The following is a 12,965-nucleotide window of genomic DNA, read 5'->3' on the forward strand; positions in this document are numbered from 1 at the left end:
TATTGGTCATCATCTAAAAAACTTCCATTTTGGGATAATTGCTAACATTCCAAAGCCTGTAAAAAGGAAAAGATTCGTAACGTCTGTGTATAAAAATGTCGATAAATAATAATTATGCATAAAGAAATGCAAAACCAACAACGCAGGAAAGGCAAAGGTGCCAATTTTACGGTAGAAAAACATTAAAATGAGACTTATGACCATTAATGCATCGATCGCAAAAACAGTATAAGCATACCAAGCCGGAATATTTAATGTCTCATGCTGCAGATATTCATCCAGATCAATCCCAAACCCCATTACAGTAAATAACAATAAGGCCGCAAATGCCAGAATAAAACCCCATCCTTTTTTTGGATCTTCATCAAAATAGCTGTATTCTTCCATAGATACAAAAATAAAGAACTTACGAGAAATTTCATAAGTTCTTTTATATAATTCGTTTAAAATTTGAATTAGATAGAGATCGCGTTAATCAGTCTGTTTTTGTCACTTAGATACTCTTCCATAGAAATCATACTTTCAGTTCTCATTACATCCTGAATATCATCTATTTGATAGATAATTCTTTTAGCGTCGTCCGTATTTTTCGCTCTTACCTTACAGAAAATATTATATTTCCCAGAAATAACACTAGCTTCGATTACGTTTGGAATCGTTGATAATTCTTTTAAAACCTCCTGAGTTCTGTTTGATTTTGTTAAAAGAATCCCGATGAAGGCTGTGAAATGATAGTCTAATTTTCCATAATCGATATTAAGAGATGATCCCAAAATAATACCTGCATCTTCCATCTTTTTCACTCTTACGTGAATTGTTCCTGCAGACACATCCATCTGTTTTGCAATTTCAGTAAAAGGCATTCTTGTGTTTTCTACTAAGAAATCAAGAATTTTCTTGTCTATTTCGTCCAGTTGATAGTTCATATTAGTTAAATTACAATTTTCTTAAAAAATCTATGTATTTTTTGCAAATTTATAAAAAATAATTTAACTAAAAAAATTATATCAAACATTAACAATAATTAACACAGATGATAAAAATCATTAAAAATTTACAATTATTTTGCTTCTGATTTTGTAGAATCTGTTTTTATTTCATTTTTAGAATCTTGAACTTTTTTATCTTTTTTCTTTTTTTTGAATAAAGAATTAAAGCTCTTACTCCAGACAATTCCCCCTCCATAAGCCTGATTAGCAGTACCGTTTGATCCGGCACCGTTTACCATACCTATGTTTGACGGTTTGGAATACCCTCTTAAGATCAGACTTCCATCATTCTTTTTAGAAATATCATATTCAATGGTACCCTCCCCGGAAAGATAATTGGCTTCTGTATTTTCAGTTTTATTTAAAGGAATCCCGAGGCCTGTTTTTACTTTAATCCTTGGCGAAAGAGCAAAGCTCACCCCTGCATTGGCACGGTCTCCAGTATTGGAATATTGATCACCCTGAACATAATTAAGATCAATCTGAAATTCATTGCTCATTGTGTTCAGAACAGAGCCTAATTGTTTTAACAGCATATTATATCCGGAAGATTTTGCTACCCCTGCCACATCTACATCCACTCCACCTGTATTGGAAACGTTGAAACTACTTAATAGAAGCACAGATCCAAATTGGAGCACTTTTTCTCCCTCCTGACTCATCTTGGCCGCCAGCGTCTCACTTACCTGGCTTGAAACATCCATCGCAGTAACGCCTAAATCTACCTTAGGATCAATGAGGGATTGTGAAATATTAGCCTGAAGCAAAATACTGATAGGCTGCAGTTTTCCTAGATTAAGATATTCCCCAGCATTAGATACCATTCTTACATAGTTTGCCGTGATATCAAGAGCTGGCTTCATTGCATCCCCATCCCAGCGAATACTGCTTCCTTTTTGGATTTGGAAAGTTTTATTCAGAATTGCTTTAGAAACAAAAGTACCATTATCTACCTTATAAGCACCATTCATTGCAATATTTCCTTGTCTGCTCATCTGAAAACGCAGTTTTTCAGCCGCCCCTTTTACCATAATGTTTCCTACATCATCACCAATTAAAACATTTACTGTAGTTCCCTTATCTACATCCAAAGAGAAATCGATATTCATATTTGCCCCAGCCTTTTTCTTTTTCTCAAGTGTTACCAGACCATCTTTCCCCTCATTTAAGAATCTCAACATTTTAAATTCTTCCACATTAGATGTAGAACCGGAATTGAAAGTAAACGTACTTCCGTTCAAAGCCTTCATATTAGGTGTAGTAATACTTAATCCTGAAACTGGCCCGTCAACATATAAGTCACCCTGCCCGTAAACCCTTCCCCAGAACAGATCAAAATCTTTCTGAGTGGTATTCAACATTAATAAATTATCAGCACGCATCACGAGGTTCACCCCCATTGAAGAAAGTGTTTCAAACTGAATAGCTCCGGAAATATTTCCGTTGGAATTTGATCTTCCGTCGTGAACTTCAATATTATTTAAAATTGCTAACCCTTTAGACAAAGGAATTACCGTATTCCCAAAAGAGTAATCTACCCCGGTGAATAGAAGCTTTAGTCCGAAACCTTTCAGACCAATATCCCCGCTGTAATCCAAGTCATTGAATTTACCGGTAATCTTTAGGTCTCCTGTAGCCTTCCCTCGCATATTTCCAAAAACAGTTTTGACAAACTGCTGCGCAAAAGCTACATCAAAATCTCTCATTTCTGCAGTCAGGTCAATGGTTGGCGAGGCTGTATTGTTATTGACAGTTCCGGTTACATGAAGGCTGTTATTTCCTATAACCCCGGCAGAATTTACCTTAATATCAATATCATAAACATTTAATGAAAATCCGTTGGTTGCAGAAATGGTAATATCTCCCATATCATTTCCATTCATCCTGATATCATCAACCGTCATATCTACCAAAGGCTGAAGCGTGCTTTTATCCATTTTAATCTTAACACTTCCATTTGCCAGCCCCTGAAGATCTAGAGAATTTCCACCTGCATCCATTTCCAGAAGCTTTTCTATGGCAAAATCTTTTACTTCAGCATCCAGATAAAAATCCTTAGCAGATTTGAACTGGGCTTCTTTCACAAACAGTGCACTGTTATCAGAGTAAATCCTCAGGTTTCTGATGTCAAAATCCCCTTCTTTCTTCCTGTAGGTAATGGAGTGATTGAGATCCGGGCTCGTATCAATGGTCCAGGTCACTTGATTAAATTTCACCTGTGTAGGCTCAAAACGGAAAACAAAATCTCCTGCATTATTGGTTGACTGATTAATATTGATAGCATATTCTTTCAATTGATCATCCAATTCCTCTTCCGAACTTCCGTGCTTGAATTTTGTAGCTAAATGAAGTATTGTATTGTTTTCATTTCTGCCGCTTAAGGTAATATCTTTAAGGATGTTCTTATTGTATTTTACTCTGTTGATCTTGGCAAAAATTTGCTCATCCAGATTAGCTGTATTAATCCTCACCATGACACTGTCAACCAGCGCACTGTCTCTGGTGACCTTATCCCTTTCATTGATCTTATATTCAGGATTCGCCGCGGCTAATGCTTTATCAGCTTCTGTGATTTCCTCAACTTTGGTCATAATATATTTCAAAGAAGCAGCATCTACATTCAGGATCAGGTTGTTTGAATTTCCGTCATACTGGCCTTCTACTTTTGCCCCCTGAGGAATCTTAAGATCAGGCATGAAATAACTCACCAACCCCTGCTGAACATCAAAACTCATTGTAAAATTCTGCCCTCTGTACATTTTTCTTGGAGTCGGCCCTACTAAAATTTTGTTTAAACCGTTTTCCACCATTCCGGCAAGATCACCAAGGTTATATCGTCCTGATATTTTACCATTAACTGCTCCCGGTGCATCCACATCAATGACACGGCCTCCATTTTCAATAAAGGTCTTCATTTTTGCATTTGGAATCGTATATTTTTGAGTCGCTGTTGCAAAATTGATATTATTTGCATCAACATCCAATGTAAGATCATTGATGGAAGACATGGCCATTTTACCGCTTACCTTTCCACTTACAATCTGGTTTCCGGGCTTATTAGTAAAATAATTCATATTTAAATAATTAACATCAGCATCCACATTCATAGAAATCCTTGAAGTACTGAAATCAATTAATCCTTTTACCGTAGCCTTCGCCTGTTCGTCATTAACAGTAATTAATCCGTTATATTTTTTATGATCCAATAATCCGTCGAGATAAAGGTTATTGATCTCCTTGTTCATGATCTCAATACTGGAAATTTGAGATTTTGTGGTGAGTTTCATGGTATTTACATCAAAACTCTGTCCATTAATGTCAAATCTTCCCGAGATCAATCCGACAGTTTTATTCTTGGTAATGACGGATGTGTTTAAGTCTTTTACCTCAGCAATCCCTACATATTTCGGCATTGGCGTGCTATAGCCTGTCAGTGAAAATTTTGTAATTTTTGCCTGCCCTATTCCGGTCATTAAATTTCCATTGGAAACATAGACCTGATCAGGATTTACCCTTGCAGATCCATTATATTTTAATTTTCCAAAATCATCAGCAAAGTTCTTCATTTTTTTAGAAATAAAGGAAGGCATCATTGCTTTCAGATCTTTATAGGTAAAATCTGTTGAAAGATTATTGGTTTCAATTAAAAATTTACCTTTCAGAAGATCTTTCACCTTCATCGTTTTGGTAGCAATATTTACCGCTGGATTTCGGATAAGAAAATTTTCGAGATAAAAATTATTCAGTGGGCCAGTCATTTTACCAGAAACATTAAATGGCTTGAAATTATCCCAATTGGTCACAAAATAGCTTATATCATAGCCACTTAACTGGCTTCCCTGATGAAGATTCATATCCCAGCGGACACGGTCTGCAAACTCGGCCCACGAACCTTTATTTAAATGAAATTTAATATTTCCCTGCAAAAGGGTATGATCTGTATTGAGGGTAAGGTCCTTTAAAGAAAGATAATCCGACGTCATTGACAATTCCGTGGAAAATGTGTCTACAAAATGAGATTTTCCCCATCTTTTTGTAACAAAAGACATATTGTTGATTAAAGCTGAAATATTGGCTCCATTTACTTTTACGTTGGGAGCTTTCAAATTAAAGTTTGTAGCAGTAAGCCATTTTCCTGCCTCACCCGGGGAATTCTGATTGACAATAGAAACCTTAGAATCAAGGATTTGCAATCTTGAGTTTAGCTGAAATGGAGGTTTATTGGGATCTCTTTTTTTACCGCTGTCAAATAACTGGGTAAAGCGTATGAAGTTGGAAATACTGTCTCCTTTATAGGTAATGACTTTTACATCCGCATTTTTTAAAGTAAGCGAATTGAAACTTAAAGAATTGTTTTTTCCTATATTGGTAGCAAGTGAAAACCAGTCGGAATTTGCTGTAAACTCTTTAGCCTCAATAAAATCATAACCTTTATAATCTTTGATTTTTAAGCCCTTTATCTTTACATTTCCAAAAAAATTTACTTCAACACTCTGAGTAGACATCTGTGCCTTAAAATCTCTATTGACGATCTGTAATGCCTGGTTTGCAGCCCATTGCTTAGTTACCGGAAGATTAATAATAATGAAAATGGCACCCACAAGCCCCAAGCCAAGCCAGAAAAGAATGAGCAGAAGCCTTGCCCACCAGGAATAACTGGTAACATCCTTCACCGCCTGTTTACCAAACTCTTCAGCCGTCTCAATGGGATGATGAATAGCATCTGAAGCCAGCTCAGACGCCTCCTTAACTGTTTCCTTTACAACACCTTCTGCATTTTCAACAGCTTTTTGTACCTGATTACCTAAGTTTTCAGCTACTGATTTTTTGTTCTCATTCTCGTTATTATTCTCTAACTTTGCCATTATTATGAGCGACTCTATAATTTTAGGTATTGAATCGTCGTGTGACGATACATCAGCAGCTATCATCAAGGGAAATTCTATTCTATCGAATATTGCAGCGAATCAGGTAATCCATAAGGAATATGGCGGTGTCGTCCCTGAACTGGCATCGCGTGCACATCAGCAAAATATCATCCCCGTTGTTGAAAAATCTCTAACTAAAGCAAATATACAACAAAATGCAATCTCTGCGATAGGATTTACGCGCGGCCCCGGACTTTTAGGCTCACTTCTTGTCGGAACATCATTTGCTAAGTCATTGGCAATGAGTCTGGACGTTCCTTTAATTGAAGTAAACCACCTCCAGGCGCACATTTTAGCCCATTTCATTGACGATGCAAATCCTATGCCGCCAAAATTTCCGTTCTTATGCCTTACCGTAAGCGGTGGACACACCATGATTGTTCTGGTGAAAGATTATTTTGATATGGAAATCATCGGGAAAACCACTGATGATGCGGCCGGAGAGGCATTCGATAAGATCGGAAAAATCTTTGACCTGGACTATCCTGCAGGACCTATCATTGATAAGCTGGCCAGGGAGGGAAATCCTGACGCTTTTAAATTTAATAAACCAAAACTAGAGAATTACGATTATTCTTTCAGCGGAATAAAAACTTCTGTATTATATTTTATCCAAAAAGAAGTTAAAAAAGAGAATGACTTCATAAAAAATAATATCAATGATCTTTGTGCCTCTGTACAAAAAACCATCATTGAAATTTTAATGAATAAATTAGAAAAAGTAGCAAAAGATTTAAACATAAAAGAAGTAGCAATCGCAGGCGGGGTTTCCGCCAATTCTGCCCTAAGAAAAGCCATGCAAGACAATAATGAAAAGCTGGGCTGGAATATTTACATCCCAAAATTTGAATACACAACCGATAATGCAGCAATGATTGCCATGGTGGCACAGTTGAAATTTGAAAGAAGAGAATTTACGGATTTGAGGACAACGGCGACAGCAAAATACGATTTGTAGGAGAATGCGGAGCCACGAAGTGGTGACGTAAAAAGCAAAGGGTTTCAGTCCTTTGAAAATATTTTGATTAAATGTAAATATTCACGAGCTACGAAGTAGCGAGATAAAATGGGACAATCTCTTGTTAAAAATTATATTCATATTATATTCTCTACTAAAAACAGAGAACCCATAATTGAAGCAATACAGGAAGAATTATTTTCATATCTAGCCGGAATCTGCAAAAATATGGAATGCAATCCTATCAAAATCGGAGGATACAAAAATCATGTTCACATCCTTTGTCTTTTATCAAAAAAAATAACTCTAGTGAAACTTTTGGAAAGTTTAAAATCTCATTCCTCCAAATGGATAAAGACCAAAGATATTCAATATTCCAATTTTTATTGGCAAAATGGATATGGAAGTTTTTCAGTAAATCCGAGAGAGGTTGAAACTGTAGTACAGTATATTAGTAACCAAAAAGAATATCATAGAATTAAAAGTTTTAAAGAAGAGTTTTTACTGTTTTTAAAAAACTATGAAATTGAATTTGATGAAAAATATGTTTGGGATTAATATTTCGCTCTTTCAGAGCTCATAAATAATCTTAATCAGAACAAAAAGACCTACAGTCTTTGCTAATTATTCCGCCACTTCGTGGCTCTTTAAAAAAAGAAAAAAAATGAAACTATTCTACGGAGAAATCAACGGAAATACAGTAATAATCAATGATGAAGAACAACAGCATATTGTAAAAGTCCTTCGAATGAAAGATGGTGAAGAAATCCATGTGACAGATGGAAAAGGAAATCTTGCGTTCGGAAAACTGTTGATTGAAGGTAAAAAAGCAAATATTGAAGTAGATGAAATTAAAGCAGGGCTGAGTGATTTTAATCCTAAACTTCACATTGCGATTGCTCCGACGAAAAATATTGACCGCATTGAGTTTTTTGTAGAAAAAGCAGTAGAAATGGGCATTTCTGAAATAACGATTTTAAATACAGAAAAAACTGAACGTAAAAACATTAATATCGATAAATTAAGAAAACAAGCCGTTGCAGCGTCCAAGCAAAGCTTAAGATTTCATTTTCCTATCATTAATGATTTAATTAAAATTCAGGATTTTCTGAAAAAAATTAACCCTGAAAATACTTTCGTGGCACACTGCCATGAAAATCTGGAAAGAATAGATTTGAAACAAATTCCGGCGCTGGAAAAAATTGTTTTCCTGATCGGGCCGGAAGGTGATTTTTCGGAAAAAGAGATTTCTTTTTTGGCGGACCTCCAAATAAAAGCGGTTTCTCTTGGAAATCAAAGATTGAGAACAGAAACTGCAGGGATTTTTGTAGCAGCCTGGAACTATTCCAAAATGAGCAGCTAATTATTATTTTCTAATTTCTGTTTAAAGCTTCCTAATAAAGGGGCAAAAATATGGTAAGGAAATAATGAAATTAGGACGAAATTTTTGGCATCCTGGAAATCCGCCAATACAAAAAAGTCTGTATACCAATGAAAAACGTACAGGAAAATCATTATAAAGGTTAGATATTTTCTATTAAACGCTGCTAAAAAACTCGAAGCCTGGGCAATAATTCCGATAAGCGTTATAAAAACCCAGAAATTTTCATAGGTGTACAAGTGAAGAATCCAGTTGGGGACCTTGATATCAGCCATCCAATAGTTATCTAACGTATTGATTTTTGCAGCATTTTTATCGAGCCATGTTATTTTTTCGGTTCCTTTGATTAGATTTTTTGCAATACCTAAAAACTTTGAGAACCCCGCCAGACTATAAGTTGTCAAAATTCCGAGGTAGAAATATTGAACCCATTTGAAATCATTTACTTTGTTCAGGTTCTTTGGAAGCAGAAAAATTGCCATAAAAAAGCCGATAATAACAAGATGATTATTATGCCCTACACTGAAATTAAGAGAAATGGGGAAATTAATAATTGCTATTAAAACGAATATTAAAAAATTAAGAAAATAATTCTGTCTAAACAATGTTATAATTAAAAATACAGCACAAAGAATCAAAATACTTACATATAGAATCTCACTTGGATATTCCGGGAAAATAAATCGTTGAATATCTAAAAAGGGTTCATAAATTTCTTTCGGCCAACGGCTTATTCTTTTAAATACTAAATATTGCATCAGCAACCAATACAGCCCGAAAATACGCATTATATAATACGCAATTTTATAATTGAAAACAGTAAGTTCTTTGTATTTCATTACAGTCTGGCTATAAGAGTTTTTTTAATTTTAAAAGTCGGTTTTCCCAACTCCCACGGATTGAAATTTTCTTTAAACAAAAGAAAATTAATATTTTCCTGCTGATAACTTTTAATGAAAATTTTCATCTTTCGGATGTTTCTTTCTCTGTCTTCGTTTTTCTCAATTTTTTTTCCATAAAACCCTGTAATTAAAGCCAGATTATTTTCATCATACAGATCGGTCGCCTTATATAAAACACGAATCGTATCGTTTCCTTTAACTTTATATAGCCTGTATTGCTCCTCAAATTTCTCGCTTCCACTTGGGCTGGTAAATAACTTCCAACTGAAAAAAGGATAAATCTCCTTCCCTCCTTTTTCAATTATATACAACGAAACAAAAGAAAGGAATATGGAAATAAAAAAAAGATATTTGGTATATTTTTGCATATAAATATTGTGTTTTATAGAGCAATTTTAATCAAAGCAAGATTTTAAATTATTATCTTTCAAGTATTTATCAAAAATCTGCTGTCCACTTCTTATTGAATTTACTGCCCAGCGAATTTTCATTTTAAAGAGTTTTTCTTCATTTAACTTATAATCAATATTAGATTTTAAAAGCTTTTGCTTCAAATCATACATGCAAATCGATGCCGCCACCGAAACATTAAAGCTTTTCGTAAAACCGTACATAGGAATCGCCAGTGTTTCATCTGCAAAATCCAGAATTTCCTGGGAAACTCCTTTCATTTCCGTCCCGAAAACTAAGGCAATAGGTTCTGTAATCTCATATTCAGGCAGCATTTTTGCGTGGCTTTCCAGTGAACCCACCACTATTTTATACCCTTGATTTTTGATTTTCTGAAAAGATTCTATATTTCTGGGAAGTTTTTCCACCTCGACCCATGTATCAGCTCCTTTTGTAACTCGGAGATTAGGTTCAAAACTATATTCTTCCTGCAAAGCGATCACTTTATGAAAACCGCATGCTTCCACAGAACGGACAATGGCAGCAGCATTTCTGAACTGATAAATATCTTCCATCACAGGTAAGACAAAATCTGAACTTTCTTGGGAATAATACTCAATTTTTGCCAATCTTTCCTCCGTTAAAAACTGTTTTAAGTACTCAAAAGTTTTCGCCAAATCTTTCATCTGATAATATATATTTTTCAATATTCAGATATAATACTCATAATGATAGCCTTAATTATAATTTTTGTCATAAACGTTTCATTCATTTTCAAATTTTTGCAAATTTAACGTAATTTTGAGGAATCCTCCTGAACAGGAGATGAAATTTCTAACAAAAGCCCTTTTTATGAAACGAAAAGTTCTGCTAATATATACCGGTGGTACGATCGGTATGGAGAAAGATTATGAAACCGGAAGCCTTCGCGCATTTGATTTTGGAAATATTTTTGAGAAAATGCCCGAAATGAAGCTGATGGAATGTGAGGTTTTCGTTCATCCTTTTGCTAAACCACTTGATTCTTCGGATATGGGGCCGAATGAATGGAAAATTATAGCCCATTACATCCATAAAAATTATGACAAATATGATGGATTTTTAATTCTTCACGGAACAGATACAATGTCTTATACGGCTTCTGCTTTAAGTTTTATGCTAAAAGGGTTGAACAAGCCTGTAATTTTAACCGGTTCCCAGCTTCCAATCGGAGACTTGAGGACGGATGCGAAAGAAAATCTTCTGACCAGCCTTTATTATGCCAGTTTGTATGAAAATGACAAAGCGGTTATTCAGGAAGTTGCGATTTATTTTGAGTATAAATTATTGAGAGGAAACCGTACTTTGAAATACTCGGCAGAGTATTTCGATGCCTATGCGAGCCCGAACTACCCTATTCTTGGGCAGTCCGGGGTTCATCTAAATATTATTAAAGAAAATCTTCACCGTGGAAATCCTGATGTAGAATTTCATGTGGATGACCATATTTCGGAAGATGTTTTGTTTTGGAGAATTTTTCCGGGAATGAAACTGAACCATTTTAAAGAAATTCCCAAAATGAAGGTTTTAATTCTTCAGGTTTTTGGTTCAGGAACGATTTTTAGCAGCGAAAATACACAGCAGACTTTGCAGGAAATAAGAAACAACGGGACAGAAATCGTAGTGGTAAGTCAATGTATTTCAGGGGGAATATCATTTGGAAAATATGAAAATAGCAATATTTTCTCAAGAATCGGGGCGATAAGCGGAAAAGACATTACGGCGGAAAGTGCGATTACAAAAGCAATGCATTTAATCGACAATCCTCAGTATACCGGAAGTTTTACCGATAACTTTACAAAAAGCCTTTGTGGAGAAATTTCTGACTAATTTTTATCAATAGTTTGCTAATTCGAGAAATTACTCTATTTTTGCAATCTCAATTAGAAAGGTGTCCGAGTGGTTGAAGGAGCTACCCTGGAAAGGTAGTATACGGGTAACTGTATCGAGGGTTCGAATCCCTTCCTTTCTGCATATTAAGGTACTGATTTTCAGTACTTTTTTTATTCTAATAGTTTCTTCTTTTGAAAAATATTGAAAATTTTCATAGTTTTACCATAATAAAATATGGATAAAATAGGGATAAAATATGCCAATTTTACAAACTATTTACAAACCAAAAATGCACTTATGAAAATTAGATTTTACTTAGATAAGTCAATTACTAAAAAAGAGGGGCACCCTCTTCGACTTTATATCTACGTTTCGAGTAAAGATAGAAAATATCCGTTTACAAAATATTATTCCCAAGCCAACGATTGGGATTTTACAAAAGAAGAACCCAAAAGAAGCCACCCGCTGTACAATGCTATATCTGACTTTCTTTTTGAAAAAAGGCGTAAAATTTTAAACTTATTAAACTCCAGGGAAACAAAAACATCAAACCAGATCGAAAGTTATTTGATTGGAAATTCAGAAAGTATTTATGATTTTTGGGAGCTCCGTATTAAAGAGTTGGAAAAACACCGACAAAACAGATCTAAAACTGATATTAATACCGGTGGAACGGCAAAGAAATATTCTAATAATTTAAGCGTGTTTAAAAAGTACCAAAAAGAATTACTTTTCTCGGACATTACTTATAATTTCCTGTATCAATTCAAACTAAAAAAATCATCAACGTGCAATGAAGGTGGTATAAATACCTATATGGCTAATTTGAGAGCTGTATATAACGAAGCAATAAAAAGAGGCGTATATTCCCCGGAATCCTTCAGAAATCCATTTGACGGAATAATGGAGGCCAAAGTAAAAACGAAAGACAAGTATCTTTCAATTTCTGAAATGAAAATTTTATTCAAAAATCCTATAGATAATAATTTCTATAGATATTTTATGCTGTCATTTTACTTAGGAGGTTTGGATTTTATTGATATTGCATCATTGAAAAAAGAACATATCATAAAAGGGCGCGTGAAATTTGTAAGATTCAAAGGAAATACTCAGGAATTCATCGACAATTTTATTTTTGAAGAAGCACAGGAAATTCTTGATTTTTTCCACGATCCAGATTCAGATTTTATTACTCCAATTCATAAATATTCTTACAAGCCTTACAGAGATAAATACGTCAGGGAAATTCGGAAAAAATTTAAATTACTGAAGATTGAATCCTATATCGATTCAAAATCACCCAGATATACCTTTATCAATATTGGAGGTAAGGAGCTTTATCTTAACAGAGATGTAATAAAAGAATTAACCGGACACTCACAAAATGACACTCATTCTATTTATGAAGGCAGTTTTCCTTATCATGTAAAAGACAAGGTACACAAAGAAATGGATATGCAAATAAAATTTCCAGTTAGAGTTAAGCTACATTTTTGTAAATTTTGTTTTGATTGTTAAATTCTTCTATTGTTTGATAATTCAGGG

The 12,965-nt window shown here is 34.5% G+C and carries 11 protein-coding genes and 1 tRNA gene; 6 read left to right on the forward strand and 6 right to left on the reverse strand.

Features of this window, described 5'->3' with window-relative positions; genetic code table 11:
- Positions 1 to 9: 9 nt before the first annotated feature.
- The 3 genes from BW926_RS06435 to BW926_RS06445 form a co-directional block, all read right to left on the reverse strand.
- Complete coding sequence (locus tag BW926_RS06435; RefSeq protein ID WP_076445304.1) at positions 10 to 387, reverse strand: hypothetical protein; 378 nt, start codon at positions 385 to 387, stop codon at positions 10 to 12.
- Positions 388 to 455: 68 nt separating this feature from the next.
- Positions 456 to 926 (reverse strand): Lrp/AsnC family transcriptional regulator, encoded by a 471-nt coding sequence (locus BW926_RS06440; RefSeq protein WP_034682046.1) that lies wholly within the window; start codon positions 924 to 926, stop codon positions 456 to 458.
- Between the two features lie 134 nt (positions 927 to 1,060).
- On the reverse strand, positions 1,061 to 5,854 hold the full coding sequence (locus BW926_RS06445; protein WP_076445306.1) for a translocation/assembly module TamB: 4,794 nt from the start codon (positions 5,852 to 5,854) through the stop codon (positions 1,061 to 1,063).
- 4 nt (positions 5,855 to 5,858) lie between these two features.
- Here BW926_RS06445 and tsaD point away from each other — a divergent pair, with 4 nt between their 5' ends.
- From tsaD to BW926_RS06460, 3 genes are all read left to right on the forward strand, one after another.
- A complete protein-coding gene (tsaD, locus tag BW926_RS06450) occupies positions 5,859 to 6,875 on the forward strand; it encodes a tRNA (adenosine(37)-N6)-threonylcarbamoyltransferase complex transferase subunit TsaD (RefSeq protein WP_076445309.1) in 1,017 nt (338 codons plus the stop codon).
- Between the two features lie 108 nt (positions 6,876 to 6,983).
- Positions 6,984 to 7,433: an IS200/IS605 family transposase gene (gene tnpA / locus BW926_RS06455; protein ID WP_076445311.1), complete on the forward strand. Its 450-nt coding sequence runs from the start codon at positions 6,984 to 6,986 to the stop codon at positions 7,431 to 7,433.
- 106 nt (positions 7,434 to 7,539) lie between these two features.
- A complete protein-coding gene (locus tag BW926_RS06460) occupies positions 7,540 to 8,238 on the forward strand; it encodes an RsmE family RNA methyltransferase (protein ID WP_076445313.1) in 699 nt (232 codons plus the stop codon).
- Here BW926_RS06460 and BW926_RS06465 read toward each other — a convergent pair.
- The 3 genes from BW926_RS06465 to BW926_RS06475 are packed head-to-tail and all read right to left on the reverse strand — an operon-like array spanning position 8,235 to position 10,234.
- Positions 8,235 to 9,095, reverse strand: coding sequence for a hypothetical protein (locus BW926_RS06465; RefSeq protein ID WP_076445315.1), 861 nt, complete (start codon positions 9,093 to 9,095; stop codon positions 8,235 to 8,237). The genes BW926_RS06460 and BW926_RS06465 overlap by 4 nt on opposite strands.
- Positions 9,095 to 9,526: a hypothetical protein gene (locus BW926_RS06470; protein WP_076445318.1), complete on the reverse strand. Its 432-nt coding sequence runs from the start codon at positions 9,524 to 9,526 to the stop codon at positions 9,095 to 9,097. Before BW926_RS06470 ends, BW926_RS06465 begins: the two co-directional genes overlap by 1 nt.
- 27 nt (positions 9,527 to 9,553) lie before the next feature.
- A complete protein-coding gene (locus BW926_RS06475; protein WP_076445319.1) occupies positions 9,554 to 10,234 on the reverse strand; it encodes a TrmH family RNA methyltransferase in 681 nt (226 codons plus the stop codon).
- 166 nt (positions 10,235 to 10,400) lie between these two features.
- Here BW926_RS06475 and BW926_RS06480 point away from each other — a divergent pair, with 166 nt between their 5' ends.
- The 3 genes from BW926_RS06480 to BW926_RS06490 all read left to right on the forward strand — a co-directional run bounded on the left by BW926_RS06480 (position 10,401) and on the right by BW926_RS06490 (position 12,938).
- Complete coding sequence (locus BW926_RS06480) at positions 10,401 to 11,417, forward strand: asparaginase (protein ID WP_076445338.1); 1,017 nt, start codon at positions 10,401 to 10,403, stop codon at positions 11,415 to 11,417.
- Between the two features lie 55 nt (positions 11,418 to 11,472).
- Positions 11,473 to 11,559 (forward strand) — tRNA-Ser (locus BW926_RS06485).
- Between the two features lie 158 nt (positions 11,560 to 11,717).
- Positions 11,718 to 12,938 carry a phage integrase SAM-like domain-containing protein gene (locus BW926_RS06490; protein WP_143756509.1) on the forward strand — a complete coding sequence of 407 codons (1,221 nt, stop codon included), beginning with the start codon at positions 11,718 to 11,720 and terminating at the stop codon, positions 12,936 to 12,938.
- Positions 12,939 to 12,965: the final 27 nt, after the last annotated feature.

Origin of the sequence: Chryseobacterium sp. RU37D (assembly GCF_900156075.1) — a bacterium.
Taxonomy (GTDB): domain Bacteria; phylum Bacteroidota; class Bacteroidia; order Flavobacteriales; family Weeksellaceae; genus Chryseobacterium.

Excerpts from the sequence above, each read along its gene's own strand:
- BW926_RS06435 (WP_076445304.1), bottom strand. The coding sequence starts at position 387 with ATGGAAGAATACAGCTATTTTGATGAAGATCCAAAAAAAGGATGGGGT.
- BW926_RS06440 (WP_034682046.1), bottom strand. The coding sequence starts at position 926 with ATGAACTATCAACTGGACGAAATAGACAAGAAAATTCTTGATTTCTTA.
- BW926_RS06445 (WP_076445306.1), bottom strand. The coding sequence starts at position 5,854 with ATGGCAAAGTTAGAGAATAATAACGAGAATGAGAACAAAAAATCAGTA.
- tsaD (WP_076445309.1), top strand. The coding sequence starts at position 5,859 with ATGAGCGACTCTATAATTTTAGGTATTGAATCGTCGTGTGACGATACA.
- tnpA (WP_076445311.1), top strand. The coding sequence starts at position 6,984 with ATGGGACAATCTCTTGTTAAAAATTATATTCATATTATATTCTCTACT.
- BW926_RS06460 (WP_076445313.1), top strand. The coding sequence starts at position 7,540 with ATGAAACTATTCTACGGAGAAATCAACGGAAATACAGTAATAATCAAT.
- BW926_RS06465 (WP_076445315.1), bottom strand. The coding sequence starts at position 9,095 with ATGAAATACAAAGAACTTACTGTTTTCAATTATAAAATTGCGTATTAT.
- BW926_RS06470 (WP_076445318.1), bottom strand. The coding sequence starts at position 9,526 with ATGCAAAAATATACCAAATATCTTTTTTTTATTTCCATATTCCTTTCT.
- BW926_RS06475 (WP_076445319.1), bottom strand. The coding sequence starts at position 10,234 with ATGAAAGATTTGGCGAAAACTTTTGAGTACTTAAAACAGTTTTTAACG.
- BW926_RS06480 (WP_076445338.1), top strand. The coding sequence starts at position 10,401 with ATGAAACGAAAAGTTCTGCTAATATATACCGGTGGTACGATCGGTATG.
- BW926_RS06490 (WP_143756509.1), top strand. The coding sequence starts at position 11,718 with ATGAAAATTAGATTTTACTTAGATAAGTCAATTACTAAAAAAGAGGGG.